Source organism: Azohydromonas australica DSM 1124 (genome assembly GCF_000430725.1).
Taxonomy (GTDB): domain Bacteria; phylum Pseudomonadota; class Gammaproteobacteria; order Burkholderiales; family Burkholderiaceae_C; genus Azohydromonas; species Azohydromonas australica.
Map to the genome: position 1 here is coordinate 64,698 of NZ_KE387213.1, position 16,696 is coordinate 81,393.

Annotated in this window: 19 protein-coding genes; 9 read left to right on the plus strand and 10 right to left on the minus strand. The window is 71.2% G+C overall.

Annotated elements, in window-relative coordinates:
• Positions 1–63: 63 nt before the first annotated feature.
• Positions 64–852: a hypothetical protein gene (locus H537_RS50010; protein WP_051244262.1), complete on the plus strand. Its 789-nt coding sequence runs from the start codon at positions 64–66 to the stop codon at positions 850–852.
• A 109-nt stretch (positions 853–961) separates the two neighbouring features.
• Here H537_RS50010 and H537_RS50015 read toward each other — a convergent pair whose 3' ends face one another.
• A complete protein-coding gene (locus H537_RS50015; protein WP_051244265.1) occupies positions 962–1,498 on the minus strand; it encodes a chorismate--pyruvate lyase family protein in 537 nt (178 codons plus the stop codon).
• Positions 1,495–2,307 carry a pyrroline-5-carboxylate reductase gene (proC, locus tag H537_RS0134655; RefSeq protein ID WP_029001544.1) on the minus strand — a complete coding sequence of 271 codons (813 nt, stop codon included), beginning with the start codon at positions 2,305–2,307 and terminating at the stop codon, positions 1,495–1,497. The genes H537_RS50015 and proC overlap by 4 nt, the downstream gene beginning before the upstream one ends.
• A gap of 178 nt (positions 2,308–2,485) precedes the next feature.
• Here proC and H537_RS0134660 point away from each other — a divergent pair, with 178 nt between their 5' ends.
• Together H537_RS0134660 and H537_RS0134665 are read left to right on the plus strand one after the other, a co-directional pair.
• Entirely contained in the window at positions 2,486–3,760 is a 1,275-nt protein-coding gene (locus H537_RS0134660; protein WP_029001545.1) for a Glu/Leu/Phe/Val family dehydrogenase, read from the plus strand.
• Positions 3,761–3,902: 142 nt separating this feature from the next.
• On the plus strand, positions 3,903–4,874 hold the full coding sequence (locus H537_RS0134665) for a Bug family tripartite tricarboxylate transporter substrate binding protein (RefSeq protein ID WP_029001546.1): 972 nt from the start codon (positions 3,903–3,905) through the stop codon (positions 4,872–4,874).
• A gap of 25 nt (positions 4,875–4,899) precedes the next feature.
• On the opposite strand, the gene H537_RS0134670 is transcribed toward H537_RS0134665, so the two are convergent.
• Both H537_RS0134670 and H537_RS0134675 read right to left on the minus strand, forming a co-directional pair.
• Complete coding sequence (locus tag H537_RS0134670; RefSeq protein WP_029001547.1) at positions 4,900–5,832, minus strand: DUF535 family protein; 933 nt, start codon at positions 5,830–5,832, stop codon at positions 4,900–4,902.
• Between the two features lie 94 nt (positions 5,833–5,926).
• Positions 5,927–6,631, minus strand: coding sequence for a YggS family pyridoxal phosphate-dependent enzyme (locus tag H537_RS0134675; protein WP_029001548.1), 705 nt, complete (start codon positions 6,629–6,631; stop codon positions 5,927–5,929).
• A gap of 139 nt (positions 6,632–6,770) precedes the next feature.
• Between H537_RS0134675 and H537_RS47265 the strand changes: the two genes are divergently transcribed.
• Together H537_RS47265 and H537_RS0134685 are read left to right on the plus strand one after the other, a co-directional pair.
• Positions 6,771–7,688 carry a type IV pilus twitching motility protein PilT gene (locus tag H537_RS47265; protein ID WP_238446925.1) on the plus strand — a complete coding sequence of 306 codons (918 nt, stop codon included), beginning with the start codon at positions 6,771–6,773 and terminating at the stop codon, positions 7,686–7,688.
• Between the two features lie 115 nt (positions 7,689–7,803).
• Positions 7,804–8,685, plus strand: a complete 882-nt coding sequence (locus tag H537_RS0134685) for an NAD(P)-dependent oxidoreductase (RefSeq protein WP_259375256.1) — start codon at positions 7,804–7,806, stop codon at positions 8,683–8,685.
• Positions 8,686–8,724: 39 nt separating this feature from the next.
• Here H537_RS0134685 and H537_RS0134690 read toward each other — a convergent pair whose 3' ends face one another.
• The 3 genes from H537_RS0134690 to H537_RS0134700 form a co-directional block, all read right to left on the minus strand.
• A complete protein-coding gene (locus H537_RS0134690; RefSeq protein WP_051244268.1) occupies positions 8,725–9,363 on the minus strand; it encodes a BON domain-containing protein in 639 nt (212 codons plus the stop codon).
• The gene (locus H537_RS0134695; RefSeq protein ID WP_029001551.1) at positions 9,360–9,938 is read right to left on the minus strand and encodes an SIS domain-containing protein; all 579 of its coding nucleotides are present in this window, start codon (positions 9,936–9,938) and stop codon (positions 9,360–9,362) included. Before H537_RS0134695 ends, H537_RS0134690 begins: the two co-directional genes overlap by 4 nt.
• Positions 9,939–10,040: 102 nt before the next feature.
• Entirely contained in the window at positions 10,041–10,418 is a 378-nt protein-coding gene (locus tag H537_RS0134700; protein ID WP_029001552.1) for a YraN family protein, read from the minus strand.
• Between H537_RS0134700 and rsmI the strand changes: the two genes are divergently transcribed.
• Positions 10,411–11,325, plus strand: a complete 915-nt coding sequence (gene rsmI, locus H537_RS0134705) for a 16S rRNA (cytidine(1402)-2'-O)-methyltransferase (protein ID WP_029001553.1) — start codon at positions 10,411–10,413, stop codon at positions 11,323–11,325. The two genes, H537_RS0134700 and rsmI, sit on opposite strands and share 8 nt — an antisense overlap.
• A gap of 109 nt (positions 11,326–11,434) precedes the next feature.
• Here the strand turns inward: rsmI and H537_RS55220 are convergent, their stop codons facing one another.
• Positions 11,435–12,040 carry a hypothetical protein gene (locus H537_RS55220; protein ID WP_051244270.1) on the minus strand — a complete coding sequence of 202 codons (606 nt, stop codon included), beginning with the start codon at positions 12,038–12,040 and terminating at the stop codon, positions 11,435–11,437.
• 127 nt (positions 12,041–12,167) lie between these two features.
• On the opposite strand from H537_RS55220, the gene tldD reads away from it, so the two are divergent.
• Entirely contained in the window at positions 12,168–13,631 is a 1,464-nt protein-coding gene (gene tldD / locus H537_RS0134715) for a metalloprotease TldD (protein ID WP_029001554.1), read from the plus strand.
• Positions 13,632–13,924: 293 nt separating this feature from the next.
• Positions 13,925–15,052, plus strand: a complete 1,128-nt coding sequence (locus H537_RS0134720) for a 3-deoxy-7-phosphoheptulonate synthase (protein ID WP_029001555.1) — start codon at positions 13,925–13,927, stop codon at positions 15,050–15,052.
• Positions 15,053–15,173: 121 nt separating this feature from the next.
• Here the strand turns inward: H537_RS0134720 and H537_RS0134725 are convergent, their stop codons facing one another.
• A complete protein-coding gene (locus H537_RS0134725; RefSeq protein ID WP_029001556.1) occupies positions 15,174–15,743 on the minus strand; it encodes a cob(I)yrinic acid a,c-diamide adenosyltransferase in 570 nt (189 codons plus the stop codon).
• A gap of 108 nt (positions 15,744–15,851) precedes the next feature.
• Here H537_RS0134725 and H537_RS0134730 point away from each other — a divergent pair, with 108 nt between their 5' ends.
• Positions 15,852–16,247, plus strand: a complete 396-nt coding sequence (locus H537_RS0134730) for a VOC family protein (protein WP_029001557.1) — start codon at positions 15,852–15,854, stop codon at positions 16,245–16,247.
• A 79-nt stretch (positions 16,248–16,326) separates the two neighbouring features.
• Here H537_RS0134730 and H537_RS0134735 read toward each other — a convergent pair whose 3' ends face one another.
• Positions 16,327–16,614, minus strand: coding sequence for a hypothetical protein (locus H537_RS0134735; protein ID WP_156902136.1), 288 nt, complete (start codon positions 16,612–16,614; stop codon positions 16,327–16,329).
• Between the last annotated feature and the right edge of the window lie 82 nt (positions 16,615–16,696).

Sequence of the window (16,696 nt, forward strand, 5' to 3'; positions counted from 1 at the left end):
TTCACCCTGCCCCGGCACCAGTTCGCCAATCCCGTCCCGGACGCGGAGCTGGGCGAGGACGACGTGCCCAAGAGCGTGCGCTACGAGACGCGCTACGTCGGCTTCATCGACATCCTGGGTTTCAAGGAGCTGATCAAGCAGTCGGCCCGCGGCGGCAAGGGCCCGCAGTCACTGGAATCGATATTCAACGCGATGAGCCTGGATTTCTCCGGCATCAGCGCGGACTATGCCCGGCAATCCGGCACCGGCGCCGATGCGCTGGACTTGCGGGTCAATACCTTTTCGGATTTCGTCGTCATTTCCTGCCGCGACACGCCCGAAGGCCTGGACATGCTGTGCTTTGCCGTGTGGTGCGTGGCGCGCGATTGGCTCTCCAAGGGTTACCTGAGCCGCGGCGGCATTGCCAAGGGCAGCGTCATTCACGAAGGCGGCAAGGAAGGCAAACCCGGCCTGGTATTCGGGCCGGCTTTCATCGACGCTTATCTGCTCGAACAGGAAGTGGCCGAATATCCCCGCGTGGTGCTGTCCAAGGACGTGCGCCAGGACGTGCGCCACTGGCAGGTCAATGGCGGCGGCGCCATCGAGGCCGTGAAGAAACTGGTGGCCCGCTGCGAGGACGGGCCCATGTGCATCGATCTGTTCGCGCACCTGCGGCGCAACGGCTTTTCATTCCTCGGCCTGGACCACCGCCTGGAAGCCGGCCAGTTCGCGCAGACGCTGCACACGCACCTGGAACAGGGCTCGGACGTGCCGCGCTGGCACCGCAAGACCCGCTGGCTGATCGAGCAGTTCAACGAGGCCGTGACCCGCACGGCCTACGCCGATCTCACCATCCAGCCGCACGGCTTCTGAGGCCGGTTTTTCTCGGCACAGAAAGAAAACCCGTTCGGGCTGAGCTTGTCGAAGCCCCCGGCACAACCGGCCTACAGGCCCTTCGACAGGCTCAGGGCGAACGGTGACTTCACTTCCAGCCCGGGTTTGAAGTGAGCTTGGCAGCGCCGCGGCAGGCCAGCCCCGGCGCAAACGCCTCGAACACCCGCAGCCGCGCCCCCCGGCGCTCGAACACCGAGCTGCGCCCGTGCGCCACCCCGGCCGGCCAGGGCGCGCCGGTGGCCTGGAGCCAGTCGCGCGCGATGCGCCGGTGCCCGGGACCGCCGCGGCCCAGGCGGTGCGGGCGCAGCGGCGAGCGCGCCACGCGCGCATCGTCGAACAGCAGCTGCCCCAGCGGCCGCGTGCCCAGGCCGGCCAGCGCGCGCCAGGGGCCGGCCAGCGAGCGCGCCGGGGCCACGCTGCGCGCCCACACCAGCGCTTCACCATCCACCTTCAGGATCACCTCGCGCACCAGGTAGCGGCCCGGGCCCAGCACGCGCTTCTCTTCGGCCAGCAGCGGCGCGACGCGCTGGCGCAGCGTCAGCACCTCGAAGCACTCGCCCAGTGCCTTGAGCCGGGCCGTGAGCGAGCCCGGCGCCCGCTGCCAGCGCCGCAGCGCCAGGCTCACGCCTGGCCGAACTCGTCGCCCAGCTCCCGGGCACGAGCCTGCGCGGCCTGCAGCGCGCGCACGAAGGCATCGCGCACGCCGTCCTTCTCCAGCGAGCTCAGCGCGGCGTAGGTGGTGCCGCCCTTGGAGGTGACGCGCTCGCGCAGCACGGCCGGGCTCTCGTCGGACTGCTGCGCCAGCGCCGCCGCGCCGGCCACGGTGGCCAGCGCCAGCTCGCGGCCCTGGTCGGCGCTCAGGCCCATCTTCTCGGCCGCGGCCATCATGGCCTCCACCACGTAGAAGACGTAGGCCGGGCCGGAGCCGGAAAGCGCCGTGACGGCGTCGAGGTCGGCCTCCTGCTGCACCCACAGCGTGCGGCCGGTGGGCGCCAGCAGCGCGTCCACCTCGGCCTTCTGCGCCTCGGTCACGGCCGCCCGCGCGTACAGGCCGGCGATGCCCTGGCCGATCAGCGCCGGCGTGTTGGGCATGGCGCGCACCACGGCCTCGCTGCCGGTGGCGCGCACGATGGCGTCGCTGGGAATGCCCGCCATCACGCTGAGCTGCAGCGCCTGGCTCACGCGGCCGGCGCAGGGCGCGGCGGCTTCCTTGAAGAGCTGGGGCTTCACGGCCCAGACCACGATCTGCGCCTGCGACAGCGCCGGCGCCGCCGCGGGCAGCGCCACGATGCCGAAGGTCTGCAGCAGCTTCACGCGCTGCGCCTCCACGGGCTCCACCACCAGGATCGAAGAGGCCGGGCGACCGGACTGCAGCAGCCCGCCGATGAGGGCGCCGGCCATGTTGCCGCCGCCGATGAATGCAACTGTGCTCATCCGGAAAGTGTAGGCGGCGCGCCGCGGGCGCCTGGCCGGCACGCGTCCTGCCCGCGGCACGCGCGCCGGCTTGGCTGAGATCACGGCCTTTTGGCCTCGCGCCGGCCTACAGTGGCCTGGACGGCCGCAAGAGACCGCCTTGGACGACGACCCGCGTCGAGAAAGAGGAGAAGAACCCATGACATCGAGCCTGTCCTACGTGCATCCCACGCCCGGCAGCCCCTGGGGCACCTACCTGTCGCAGGTGGAGCGCGTGACGCCCTACCTGGGCCACCTGGCGCGCTGGGTCGAGACGCTCAAGCGCCCCAAGCGCGCGCTGATCGTGGACATCCCCATCGAGCTCGATGACGGCACCGTGGCGCACTTCGAGGGCTACCGCGTGCAGCACAACCTCAGCCGCGGCCCCGGCAAGGGCGGCGTGCGCTACCACCCGGCCGTGACGCTGGAGGAGGTGATGGCGCTGTCGGCATGGATGTCGATCAAGAACGCCGCCGTCAACCTGCCCTTCGGCGGCGCCAAGGGCGGCGTGCGCGTGGAGCCCAAGCAGCTCTCGCTCAAGGAGCTGGAGCGGCTGACGCGCCGCTACACCAGCGAGATCGGGCTGATCATCGGCCCGCAGCAGGACATCCCCGCGCCGGACGTCAACACCAACGCCCAGGTCATGGCCTGGATGATGGACACCTACTCCATGAACACCGGCGCCACCGCCACCGGCGTGGTCACGGGCAAGCCCATCCACCTCGGCGGCTCCCTGGGACGCGTCAAGGCCACCGGGCGCGGCGTGTTCGTCACCGGGCGCGAGGCGGCGCGGCGCATCAACCTGCCGCTGGACGGCGCGCGCGTGGCGGTGCAGGGCTTCGGCAACGTGGGCTCGTCCGCGGCGGAGCTGTTCGTGCAGGCCGGGGCGAAGATCGTCGCCATCCAGGACCACACCGGGACGATCTTCAACGGCGGCGGCATCGAGTTCGCCGACCTGATGCCCATGGTGCAGCGCCAGGGCTCCATCGCCGGCTTCACCGGCGCGGAGGTCATCGACGACGAGAGCTTCTGGGACGTGGACTGCGACATCCTCATCCCCGCCGCGCTGGAGGGGCAGATCGACAGCGCCCGCGCCCAGCGCATCAAGGCGAAGCTGGTGCTCGAAGGCGCCAACGGCCCCACGGTGCCCGAGGGCGACGACACGCTGGCCGAGCGCGGCGTGCTGGTGGTGCCGGACGTGATCTGCAACGCCGGCGGCGTGACGGTGAGCTACTTCGAGTGGGTGCAGGACTTCTCCAGCTTCTTCTGGACCGAGGACGAGATCAACGTGCGGCTGGAGAAGATCATGATCGGCGCGCTGCGCCGCATCTGGGACACCGCCGACCAGCACCGCATCTCGCTGCGCACCGCCACCTTCGCCGTGGCCTGCGAGCGCATCCTCACGGCGCGCGAGGAGCGGGGGCTGTATCCCTGAAAGGCCCCCGTTCGGGCTGAGCCTGTCGAAGCCCTCGCAGCCCTGCCGCACAGCCGGGCTGCAGGCCCTCCGGCGGGCTCAGGGCGAACGGGCCTGGAGCGCGGCTTAGCATCCGCGGTTTCGCCTCTTGCCGACCCGACTCATGCAACGCCGAGCCCTGCTGGCCGCCACGGCCTTCGCCCTTCCCGCCTCCTTCGCGCGCGCCGAGCCCGGCTGGCCGCAGCGCCCGGTGCGCCTGATCGTCCCCTCCTCGCCCGGCAGCTCGCTGGACATCATTGCCCGGCTGCTGGGCGACAAGCTCAAGGACCGCTGGGGGCAGAACGTGGTGGTGGAGAACAAGCCCGGCGCCGGCGGGCTGCTGGGCATGGACACCGCGGCCAAGGCACCGCCCGACGGCCACACCCTGGCGCTGGGCTTCAACGGCCCCATCGCCTTCGCGCCCTTCATGTACGCCCGGCTGCCCTACGACCCCGCGCGCGACCTCGCGCCCGTGGTGATGACCACCTCGCAGCCCAACGTGCTGGCCGTCCACGCCGGGCTGCCGGTGAAGAGCGTGCGCGAGTTCGTGGCCTGGGCCAAGGAGCGCGGCGGGCGCATGAACTATGCCTCACTGGGCAAGGGCAGCAGCTCGCACCTCACCATGGAGCTGCTCATGGCCGAGGCCGGTTTCCAGGGCACGCACGTGCCCTTCAACGGCTCGCCGCCAAGCGCGATGTCGGTGGCGCAGGGCGAGACCGACGCCACCATGATGGTCGCGCCGGCGCTGCTGCCGCACGTGCGCGCCGGCCGCGTGCGGCTGCTGGCGGTGACGAGCCGGCAGCGCGTGGAATCGCTGCGCGAGCTGCCGACGCTGGCCGAATCGGGCTACCCCGCCATCGAGGCGCTGGCCTGGAACGGGCTCTTCACCGCGGCGGGCACGCCGGAGAGCGTGGTGCAGCGCATCAACGCCGACGTCAACGCCGTGCTGCACGACGCCGGCGTGCGCGCCGCGCTGGAGCAGCAGGGACTCACGCCCGTGGGCGGCAGCGCGGCGGAGTTCCGCGCGCTGGTGGCGGCGGACATGCAGCGTTGGGGTGCGACCATCCGCCGCATCGGGCTGAAGCTGGAGCCCTGAAGCGGCCTTCGCCGTGCGCCGACCTTCAGCGCGCCGCGCGCAGCACGTCCTGCAGCGACTGCGCCAGGTCGCCGAGCATGGCCCAGCGCCGGCGGTACATGGCGCGCTTGCGCGAGGGCACCTCGCTCAGGTCGCGCGGCAGCGGCTGCAAGCCGGCCTGCCAGTAGCCGTCGCCGCGCTGCGAGGCGCCCACCTCGCTCCAGAAGCGGCGGTAGTCGAAGCGCAGGCGGCGCGAGCGCAGGTTCCAGCGGCCCTTGACGTGGTGCGCCGGGTCGATGCCCACCAGCGCCGAAACGCCCCACGCCGCGGCCGCGGCGCGCAGTGCCTCGAACAGCAGGTAGGGCGGCCGCAGGCCCTCGGCGCTCTTGGTCAGCTCGCGGATGCGCTCCTCCACATCCTCCACCTCGGGCCGCGGCCCCTGCACCGTGCCCACCAGCAGCGCGCCGCAGGGCAGGAAGCCGAAGCTCAGGCTGTAGAGCCGCTGGCCCTGGCCGTTGCGCAGGCTCAGCATCCAGCGGCCCTCGTGCCAGCTCACCTCGTTGAGGCTCAGCGTCACATGGCAGTCCGGGGTCAGCGACCACAGCGGCACGCTCTCCCCGTTCGCCAGGCGCAGGGACAGGTGCGGACCGAAACAGGCCTCGGCCTGCCGCAAGTCGGCCAGCGCGACCTGGAAGCGGTGCCGCAGGCCGAAGCGGCGGTCCAGGAAATGGCTCAGCGCCGGGTAGTAGCACTCGGGATGGCGCCGGTGCAGCTCGCGCCAGGCCGGGTGCTGGGACACGGCCTGCAGGTACTGCGGGCGCAGCGGCGCGGACAGCAGCAGGCGCAACTGGTACTTGGCGCGCTTGACCAGCCCGGACCAGCCCGGCCGCCCCATCGGCTCCACGCGGGGCCAGCACGCAAGCGGCGGCGTCTCGACGCTCCCGGGCAGCTTCAGCGCCGCATTGCCGTTGACATCCATGCCCCACTCCTGCCACTGCTTAAAAACAGGGCAGCAATGTAGCGTCTGTTTACAGAAGAAAAACTTTCAGAAAACTTGCAGCAACATTCGGATTTCACGCCCGAACGGGATAAGTGCGTCCGCCAAAGATAGCCGTGCCGATGCGCACGATCGTGGCGCCCTCGGCCACCGCAGCTTCCAGGTCGGCGCTCATGCCCATGGAGAGCGTGTCCAGCGCCAGCCCCTGCCCGCGCAGCTCGTCCAGCAGCGCCCGCAGCACGCGGTGCGGCGCACGCTGGGCCTCGACATCGGCCGCAGGCTCGGGAATGGACATCAGCCCGCGCAGCCGCAGCCGGGGCAACCGGGCCACCTGCACCGCCAGCGCCGCCACCTCGGCGGGCGGCACGCCGCTCTTGCTGGCTTCGCCGCTGACGTTGACCTGCAGGCACACCTGCAGCGGCGGCAGGCTCTCGGGGCGCTGGACCGACAGCCGCTCGGCGACCTTGAGGCGGTCCACGGAGTGCACCCAGTCGAAACTCTCGGCCACCACGCGCGTCTTGTTGCTCTGCAGCGGGCCGATCAGGTGCCACTCCAGGCCGGCGCGCAGGTCGGCCAGCGCGGCGATCTTGTCCAGCGCCTCCTGCACGTAGTTCTCGCCGAAGGCCCGCTGGCCGGCGGCATGCGCCTCGCGCACGTCCTCGGCGCCGAAGGTCTTGCTGACGGCCAGCAGCGTGACGCCGTCGGTGGAGCGGCCCGCAGCGGCGCAGGCGGCAGCGATGCGCTCGCGGGTGTGTTGTAAGTTGTGAGCGATACCGGTCATGGGGGGAGACTAGCCGATGGAGCTCGCAGCACTGCTGGACCTGGCCGTACGCCACCAGGCGTCGGACCTGCACCTCTCCGCCGGGCTGCCGCCGCTGCTGCGGGTGCAGGGCGAGCTGCGCCGTTAGGGCGGCGAGGCGCTGTCGCACGAGCAGGTGCTCGGCCTCGTCACCGGCCTCATGGACGAGGCGCAGCGCCGGCAGTACGCCGACGCGCTGGAGTGCGACTTCGCGGTCGAGATGCCGGCGCGGCGGCTGCGCGTCAACGCCTTCCACCAGCGCCTGGGCGCCGCCGCGGTGCTGCGGCTGATCCCGCGCGAGGTGCCGACGCTCGCGGCGCTGCACGCGCCGCCGCAGCTGGCCGAGCTGGCGCTGCGCCCGCGCGGGCTGCTGCTGGTCACTGGCCCCACCGGCTCGGGCAAGAGCACCACGCTGGCCGCGCTGCTCAACCACCGCAACGAGCACACGCAGGGGCACCTGCTGACAGTGGAGGACCCGATCGAGTTCGTGCACCCGAGCCAGGGCTGCCTGGTGAGCCAGCGCGAGCTGGGCACGCACACCCGCAGCTTCGCCGCCGCCCTGCGTGCGGCGCTACGCGAGGACCCGGACGTGATCCTGGTGGGCGAGCTGCGCGACCTGGAGACCATCCGCCTGGCGCTCACCGCGGCCGAGACCGGGCACCTGGTGCTGGCCACGCTGCACAGCGCCGGCGCGGCCAAGGCGGTGGACCGGCTCATCGACGTCTTCCCTGCCGAGGAGAAGAGCTTCGTGCGCACGCTGCTGGCGGAGTCGCTGCTGGCCGTGGTGGCGCAGACGCTGTGCCGGCGCCTGGACGGCAGCGGCCGCATCGCGGCCTGCGAGCTGATGCTGGCCACGCCGGCGGTGCGCAACCTCATCCGCGAGAACAAGCTGGCGCAGATCGCCTCCGTGCTGCAGACCGGGCAGCAGCAAGGCATGCAGACACTGGACCAGCACCTGGCGGCGCTGGTGCGCCAGCGCCTCATCAGCCCGGCCGAGGCGCGCGCGCAGGCGCAGCATCCGGAGAGTTTCACGGCTTGAGCCGAGGCCGCCCGCGCGTGGCCGGCGGCCCCGGGCGGCTGGGCGAAGATGGCGCGTTTCACGCGCGGCCCGCGGGGCCGCGCGGCCATCCTTGTTTTCCGCAGGAGAGATGACTTTGAGCGAGCAAGCAGCAAGCGCACGCGTGGCCTTCCTGGGCCTGGGCGTGATGGGCTACCCGATGGCCGGCCACCTGGCGCGCGCCGGGCACCAGGTCACGGTCTACAACCGCACCGCCGCCAAGGCGCAGGCCTGGGAGGCCGAGCACGGCGGGCGCGCCGCCGCTACGCCGCGCGAGGCGGCGCAGGACGCGGACTTCGTCTTCGCCTGCGTGGGCAACGACGACGACCTGCGCGGCGTGGTGCTGGGCGAGCAGGGTGCGCTGGCCGGCATGCGCGCGGACGCGGTGTTCGTGGACCACACCACCGCCTCGGCCGAGGTGGCGCGCGAGCTGTACGCGGCGGCGCGCGCCAAGGGCGTGCACTTTGTGGACGCGCCGGTATCGGGCGGCCAGGCCGGCGCCGTCAACGGCGTGCTCACGGTGATGTGCGGCGGCGACGCGGCGCCCTTCGACGCCATGAAGCCGGTGGCGCTGGCCTATTCGCGCGCCGTCACGCGCGTGGGCGAGAGCGGTGCCGGGCAGCTGGCGAAGATGGTCAACCAGGTCTGCATCGCCGGGCTGCTGCAGGGCCTGTCCGAGGCCATCGCCTTCGGCCAGCGCGCCGGGCTGGACATGAAGCAGGTGCTGGACGTCATCAGCAAGGGCGCGGCGCAGAGCTGGCAGATGGAGAACCGCGGCCACACCATGGTGGACGACCAGTTCGACTTCGGCTTCGCCGTGGACTGGATGCGCAAGGACCTGGGCCTGGTGCTGGACGAGGCCCGCCGCAACGGCGCGCGGCTGCCGGTCACGGCGCTGGTGGACCAGTTCTACGCCGACGTCCAGACCCAGGGCGGCGGGCGCTGGGACACCTCCAGCCTGGTCAAGCGGCTGAAGTGAGGCGCGGCGCGGGGCCGGTGGCGCCCCGCGCGCCCGGCGTCACTTTGCCGTCTGCAGGTTCGCGAGTTCGGACTCGGTGAGGATCTCGAACACGCGCACCACCTTCTCCACGCCGCCCACGCTGCGCGCGAGCTCGGTGGCGCGCGTCGCCTCGCGCTCGGTGACACGGCCCATCAGGTACACCGTGCCGCGCTCGGTGACGACCTTGAAGGCGTTGGAGTGCAGGTCCTTGGCATCGACGAAGGTCGCCTTGACCTTGCTGGTGATGATCGCGTCGCTGGAACGGGAGGTCAGCGCGCTGTTGCCCAGCACGCCCAGCTCGTTGACCACCGCGCGCAGGTTCTCGATGCCGGACACGGCGCGCTCCACGCCCGTACGATCGGCTTCGCTGGGCACCTCGCCCGTGACCAGCAGCGTGCGGTTGTAGCTGGTGAAGTTGACGTGGCCCTGCTCACCCAGCACCTCGCGCGCGCGGTTGGCGGCCTTGACCTCGATGGACTGGTCCTCGACCTGCGTGCCGGAGGTGCGGCGGTCGCTGAACACCATGGCGCCGCCCATGGCGGCACCCCCTACCAGCAGCGGCGCGCAGCCGCTGAACCAGGCGGCCGCGCCCAGCACGGCCGCCACACGCGCGGCCCGCAGGCCGCCTTCAATCCAGTTGCGGGAAAGCTTGCTCATTCGTCCGTTTCGCCCATGAGTTGGAGATCCACCGCGTCGCAGATGGCGTGCAGCGCCAGCAGGTGCAGCTCCAGAATGCGTGCCGCGCGCTCGTGCGGCACGGGGATGTGTACGTCGGTCTCGGAAAGCCGCAGCGCCTGCGCGCCGGCGGCGCGGCCGGTGAAGGCCAGCACCGTCATGTCGCGGCCGTGCGCGGCCTGCACCGCCGCCACCAGCGCCGGCGTGGCCGTGGCGCCCAGGGCGATCAGCACGTCGCCCGCCGCGCCCAGCGCCTGCAACTGCCGCGCCTGCGCCGGCTCGTCGCCCGGGGGCAGGCTCAGCAGGCCCGCGTCGCCCAGCGCCAGTGCCGCCAGCCCCGGGCGCTCGCGCTCGAAGCGGCCGACGAACTGCGCCGCGAAGGCCTGCGCCAGGCCCAGCCAGGGTCCCTGCCCCACCAGCAGCACCTTGCCGCCGCCGGTAATGCTGTTCACTACCACCTGCGCCGCGTCGGCAATGGGCCGCGACAGGGTTTCGGCGACCTGGTAGAGCAGGTCGGCACTCTCGAAGAAATGTTGTTGGATGCGCTGCTCAAGCATGGGCGGGGATGATAGCGACGCGCTGTGAACGGCCTGTTTCGGGGCCGGCGGGCCGGCATGCGGACCGCGTTCCGGGGCCCGCCGCGCGAGCAGCCGGGGTGGTCAGTCCATGCCGAAGGCGCCGCGCAGCCAGGTGACCTGGCCGCCGTCGATGGCGACCACGTCGAAGCGGCAGGGCGGCAGCTCCGGCCAGCGCAGCAGGAAGTGCTCGGCGGCCCGGCGCAGCCGGCGCTGCTTGGCCGCGCCGATGCTGGCCGCGGCGCCGCCGCAGGTATCGCTGCGCCGCGCGCGCACCTCCACGAAGACCAGCGTGCCGTCGCGCTCGCGCAGGATCAGGTCGATCTCGCCGCCGTGGGCGCCCGGCCCCTGCGCCAGCCGATAATTCCGGCTCACCAGCCGCAGGCCGTGACGCTGCAGATGCGCCAGCGCCAACGCCTCGGCTTCCTCTCCCCGCTGCCTGGTCGTCCCCGCCTTGAACATCGCTTCCTTGCTCCAGCAGGCGGCAGCCGCTGCCGCCGGTGCGCAGCAGTATCCCGCTGCTGCCCTCTACGTGGTGGCCACGCCCATCGGCAACCTGGCCGACCTGACGCTGCGCGCGGTGCACGTGCTCGGCCGCGTCGACGCCGTCGCCTGCGAGGACACCCGCGTCAGCGCCGCGCTGCTGCGCCACCTGGGGCTGGACAAGCCGCTGCTGGCGGTGCACGAGCACAACGAGGCCAGCGCGGCGCAGGGCGTGATCGAGCGCTTGGCGCAGGGCCAGCGCGTGGCCTACGTCAGCGACGCGGGCACGCCCGCCGTCTCCGACCCCGGCGCGGTGCTGGTGGCGGCGGTGCGCGCCGCGGGCTACCGCGTGCTGCCCATCCCCGGCTGCAGCAGCGCGGTGACGGCGCTCAGCGCGGCCGGCGACGCCCGTACCAGCGGTTTCACTTTCGTCGGCTTCCTGCCGGCCAAGGGCTCGGATCGCAAGGCGGCACTGCAGGCGCTGGCGGCACAGCCGCAGGCGCAGGTGCTGTTCGAGGCGCCGCACCGCGTGCAGACGCTGGCCGCCGAATTGGCCCAGGCAATGCCGCAGCGGCTGCTGAGCTGCTGCCGCGAGCTGACCAAGCAGTTCGAGAGCATCCACACGCTGCCGGCCGCCGACTTCCCGGCCTGGCTGGCGGAAGACGCGCAGCGGCTGCGCGGCGAGTTCGTGCTGGTGCTGCACGCCGCGCCGGCCGAGGCGCCCGCCGAGGAGGCGGACGCGCTGCCGCCGGAAGCCGAGCGCGCATTGCGCACGCTGCTGGCCGAGCTGCCGCTGAAGCAGGCGGTGTCGCTGGCGGCCACGCTCAGCGGCGCGCCGCGCAACGCGCTGTACCAGCGCGCGCTGGCGCTCAAGGCCGAGAGCTGAACCTGAAGGCGCCCGGCGCGGGCCGGGGGCGCGGGACCGGCGCCTGAAGCTGCCGGCCGCACCGGCGGCTTCAGCGGTCCACGAACCACCCTGCGCCACCAGCGTTCCTTCAGCGGGCCTGCTGCGGGTCGTGCTTCTGGTGCTGGATGGCGACGTTGGCGCGCTGCTGCATGCGGTTGAGGCGCTCGCGCTCGGCGTTGCTGAGCTGGCCGTCGGAACGCGCGCGCGCCTCGGCGGCCTGGATGTTGGCCTGTTGCTGCTCCAGCCGCGCGGCTTCGCGGGCATCGATCTGGCCGCTGGAAATGCCCTGGCGGATGCGGGCGTCCTGCTCGGACTGGCGGCGGTCCACCGCGGCCTTGGAGGTCGGCGGCGCGGCGGGCGCCATCGGCGTGCCGGCCGAGGGCGCATCGTGCTTCTGCTGCCAGATGTCGCGGTTGGCGTTGTCCTGCATCCGGTTGAGGCGCTCGCGCTCGGCGTCGCTGAGCCGGCCATCGGAGCGTGCGCGCGCCTCGGCGGCGTCGATGCGGCCCTGCTGGCGCTCCAGCCGGTAGGCTTCGTGGGCATTGAGATCGCCGTTGGCAATGCCCTGCTGAATGCGCTGGTCCTGGTGCGCTTCACGCTGATTGACGGCGCTGGGCGTGGCCGGCTGGGCAAAGGCGCCGAGGCTGGCCAGCGCCAGGGTGGCGGCGATCAGGGCATTCGGAAACTGCTGCATGCTGTGGTCCTTGGCGTGGGAACATCTCCACGACTTTTCAACGGTGTTCGGACCACCCAGATGACGGGGCAGTTGTGGCCTTGAGTAACAAGGTGGTTCGGCCTAACCCAAGGCGTCGCCTCTACCCATGATCTCCCGCGAACCCACCATCGAGCGTCTGGCCCAGGCGCAGTCGCTGCTGCTCGATCCCTATGGCCTGAGCGAGACGACGCTGACGCAGGCGCTGCGCCTGATCAGCGAGCACCGCATCGACGATGCGGACCTGTACTTCCAGACCACGCGCCACGAGGGGTGGAGCCTGGAGGAAGGCATCGTCAAGAGCGGCAGCTTCAGCATCGACCAGGGCGTGGGCGTGCGGGCGGTGGCGGGCGAGAAGACGGCCTTCGCCTACTCCGACGACATCTCCGAGGCCGCACTGCTGGACGCCGCGCGCACCGTGCGCAGCATCGCCGCCGCGGGCCAGAGCCGGCGCGTGAAGGTGCCCTCCGCCGGCACGGTCGTCGGCAGCCGTGCCCTCTACGCGCCCACCGACCCGATCGGCACCCTGGACAGCGCGCAGAAGGTGGCGCTGCTGGAAAAGGTGGAGCAGCGCGCCCGCGCGCGCGACCCGCGCATCGTGCAGGTGATGGCGGGCCTGGCGGCCGAGCACGACGTGGTGATGGTGGCGCGCGCCGACGGCACGCGCGCCGCGGACGTGCGCCCGCTGGTGCGGCTGAGCGTGACCGTGATCGCCGAGTCCAACGGCCGGCGCGAGATCGGCTCCGGCGGCGGCGGCGGGCGCTTCGGGCTGGGCTATTTCCAGGACGACGTGATCGACCGCTACGTGGAGCAGGCCGTCAACGCCGCGCTGACCAACCTGGAAGCCCGGCCCGCGCCCGCGGGCGAGATGACCGTGGTGCTGGGCCCGGGCTGGCCCGGCATCCTGCTGCACGAGGCCATCGGCCACGGCCTGGAAGGCGACTTCAACCGCAAAGGCTCCAGCGCCTTCGCCGGGCGCATCGGCCAGCGCGTGGCGGCCAAGGGCGTGACGGTGCTGGACGACGGCACGCTGGCCGATCGCCGCGGCTCGCTCAACGTGGACGACGAGGGCTGCGCCACGCAGCGCACGGTGCTGATCGAGGACGGCATCCTGCGCGGCTACATCCAGGACGCGCTCAACGCGCGGCTCATGAAGGTCAAGCCCACCGGCAACGGCCGGCGCGAGAGCTACGCGCACCTGCCCATGCCGCGCATGACCAACACCTACATGCTCGCCGGCGACAAGCCCAAGGACGAGATCGTCGCCTCCATCAAGAAAGGCCTGTACGCCACGAACTTCGGCGGCGGGCAGGTGGACATCACCAGCGGCAAGTTCGTGTTCTCGGCCAGCGAGGCCTACTGGGTCGAGAACGGCAAGATCCTCTACCCGGTCAAGGGCGCCACGCTCATCGGCAACGGGCCCGACGCGCTCACGCGCGTGTCCATGATCGGCAACGACCTGCAGCTCGACAGCGGCGTGGGCACCTGCGGCAAGGAAGGACAGAGCGTGCCGGTGGGCGTGGGCCAGCCCACGCTGCGCATCGACGGCCTCACCGTCGGCGGCACGGCCTGACAGGACAAGCCGGGGACGGGCCAGCGAAATGAACGATCCGGTACGTACCCGAAATGCGTTGACGGGTTCAGGGGGCTCCCCCCATGATCTGGGGCTTATGCGCTCTGCACGATTTTTCTTCGGCTTTTATTGGTTCTCGCACCGCCCCGGCGGAGGAGAGGCCCGCGCATAAGCCGACAGCAGCGCAGCAGATCCTCAAGACCGCCGGGAGACCCCCGGCGGTTTTTTTTTGCCCTTCGTCTTCTTTCCCCAGTCTTCGAACCCCGTTCGTTTCCCTCCAGGAGCTCAGCGTCATGACCGACCACCAGAAATCGCCCCCCGCCGTCGTCGAGGGCTGGCAGGCCCCGCCGGACCGCACCAGCCAGACCGACGACGCCCGCATTGAGGACATCACGCCCTTGCCTCCGCCCGAACACCTCATCCGCTTCTTCCCGATCCGCAACACGCCCGTGGAGGCGCTGGTGACGCAGACGCGCCAGCGCATCGGCCAGATCCTGCACGGCCAGGACGACCGGCTGCTCGTGATCATGGGCCCCTGCTCCATCCACGATCCCGCTGCCGCGCTGGAGTACGCGCGCCGCCTGATGGAACAGCGCCGCCGCTACGCCGACACGCTGGAAGTCGTGATGCGCGTGTACTTCGAGAAGCCGCGCACCACGGTGGGCTGGAAGGGCCTGATCAACGACCCGTACCTGGACGAGAGCTTCCGCATCGACGAGGGCCTGCGCTTCGCGCGGCAGCTGCTGGTGGAGATCAACCGCCTGGGGCTGCCGGCGGCCAGCGAGTTCCTGGACGTGATCTCGCCGCAGTACATCGGCGACCTCATCGCCTGGGGCGCCATCGGCGCGCGCACCACCGAGAGCCAGGTGCACCGCGAGCTGGCCTCGGGCATCTCGGCTCCTATCGGCTTCAAGAACGGCACCGACGGCAACATCAAGATCGCCATCGACGCCATCCAGGCCGCCTCGCGTCCGCACCACTTCCTGTCGGTGCACAAGAACGGCCAGGTCGCCACGGTGCAGACCAAGGGCAACCCGGACTGCCACGTCATCCTGCGCGGCGGCAAGGCGCCCAACTACGACGCCGACCACGTGGCCGCGGCCTGCCGTGACCTGCAGGCCGCCGGCCTGGACACCTCGCTGATGGTGGACTTCAGCCACGCCAACAGCAGCAAGAAGCACGAGCGCCAGGTGGACGTGGCGCGCGACGTGGCGGCGCAGATCCGCAGCGGCGGCCGATCCATCTTCGGCGTGATGGTGGAAAGCCACCTGCAGCCCGGCGCCCAGAAGTTCACGCCGGGCAAGGACGACGCCAGCAAGCTCGTCTACGGACAGAGCATCACCGACGCCTGCATCGGGTGGGACGACTCGCTGACGGTGCTGGAAGAGCTCAGCGCGGCGGTGAAGGCGCGCCGCGGCTGAGGCTAAAGCCGCTTCGGGAACGCATCGACGAGCGCCACACGGCGCCTGTCGAATGAAGCCATGGGCCCTGCCGGAAGGCAGGGTTTCAAACGGGTGGGGGCCGAGCGGCCCCGTTCCGGGTTCAGCCGCCCTTGAGGCGCTCGCTGTGCCAGTACAGGTCGTCGCCGCCCAGGCCGTCGAGGTTGGCGCGGTTGAGCACGCGCGCCAGCACGAACAGCAGGTCCGACAGGCGGTTGAGGTACTGGCGCGGCTCGGCACGCAGCGTCTCGTTCGCGCCCAGGGCCACGAGTGAACGCTCGGCGCGGCGCGCCACGGTGCGTGCCACGTGCGCCAGCGCCGCGCTGCGGCTGCCGCCGGGCAGGATGAACTCCTGCAGCCGAGGCAGCCGGGCGTTGTACTCGGCCAGCGCCTCGTCCAGCCGCAGCACGGCGTCGCCCTTGAGCAGTTCGAAGCCAGGGATGGAAAGTTCCCCGCCGAGGTTGAACAGCTCGTGCTGGATCGTGATCAGCAGCTCGCGCACCTCATCAGGCAGCGGCTCGCACAGCAGCACGCCGAGGTGGGAGTTGAGCTCGTCCACCTCGCCCATGGCGTGGACGCGCAGGTGGTCCTTGGGCACGCGGCTGCCGTCTCCCAGGCCCGTGCTGCCATCGTCGCCCGTGCGGGTGGCGATTTGAGTGAGTCGATTTCCCATCGAAGGATGCTAGCAGCCGGCAGCCGCCCTGCGGCCCGCCTTACAGTGGCGCGCCGCGGCGGGCGGCGTGACGCCGCTCACAGCCCGCCCCCTTCCTGAGGAACACTGATGCCCAAGATCATCCACTCCATGATCCGCGTCCTGGATCTGGACCAATCGCTGAAGTTCTACGACCAGGTGCTGGGATTGAAACCCGCACACCAGCTGGACTTCCCCGACTTCGCGCTGGTGTACCTGCGCAACGCCGAGAACGACTTCGAGATCGAACTCACGTTCAACAAGGGCCGCGAGGAGCCCTACACCCACGGCACGGGCTACGGCCATGTCGCCGTGGTGGTGGACGACGTGGCCGCGGAGCATGCGCGGCTGCAGGGCCTGGGCTACGAGCCCGCCGCGGTCAAGGAATTCAAGCGCGGCGAGGAGTTGCTGGCCCGCTTCTTCTTCATCCAGGACCCCGACGGCTACAAGATCGAGGTGCTCGAGCGCCACGGCCACTACCTCTGAAACAGCCGACCACGGCGGCACCCAGAGTGCGCCGTCGGCTGGACTACGCTTTCAGCCGCCCGGGAACAGCGATTGCTGTTCAGTTGAAGAGTGTGATGAGCACTTGGTACACACCCAACAGCGCCGCGCCGAGACCCACGTTGAGGGCCAGGTGCGGCAGGCCACGGCCAACATGGATGCCCAGGCGCACGCAAACGCAACCCCAGAAAATGACCAGCAGCGTGGCCCCGGCGTTGATCGGCTCGAACACACCACCAGTGGCATGCAGCGCAGCGACATAGAGCAGCCACAGGCCCGAAGCCATGACGGCCGACGCGGTGACTTCGTTGAAGGAAGGTTTACGGAGTTGAACGCCCAGGATTTTCATGCGGGTACTGCGACGGATGGCCCCGCCGGGAGGCGGGAAGATGCGGCAAGTGAGGGCACAGCCACAACGCACCGCACCCCAG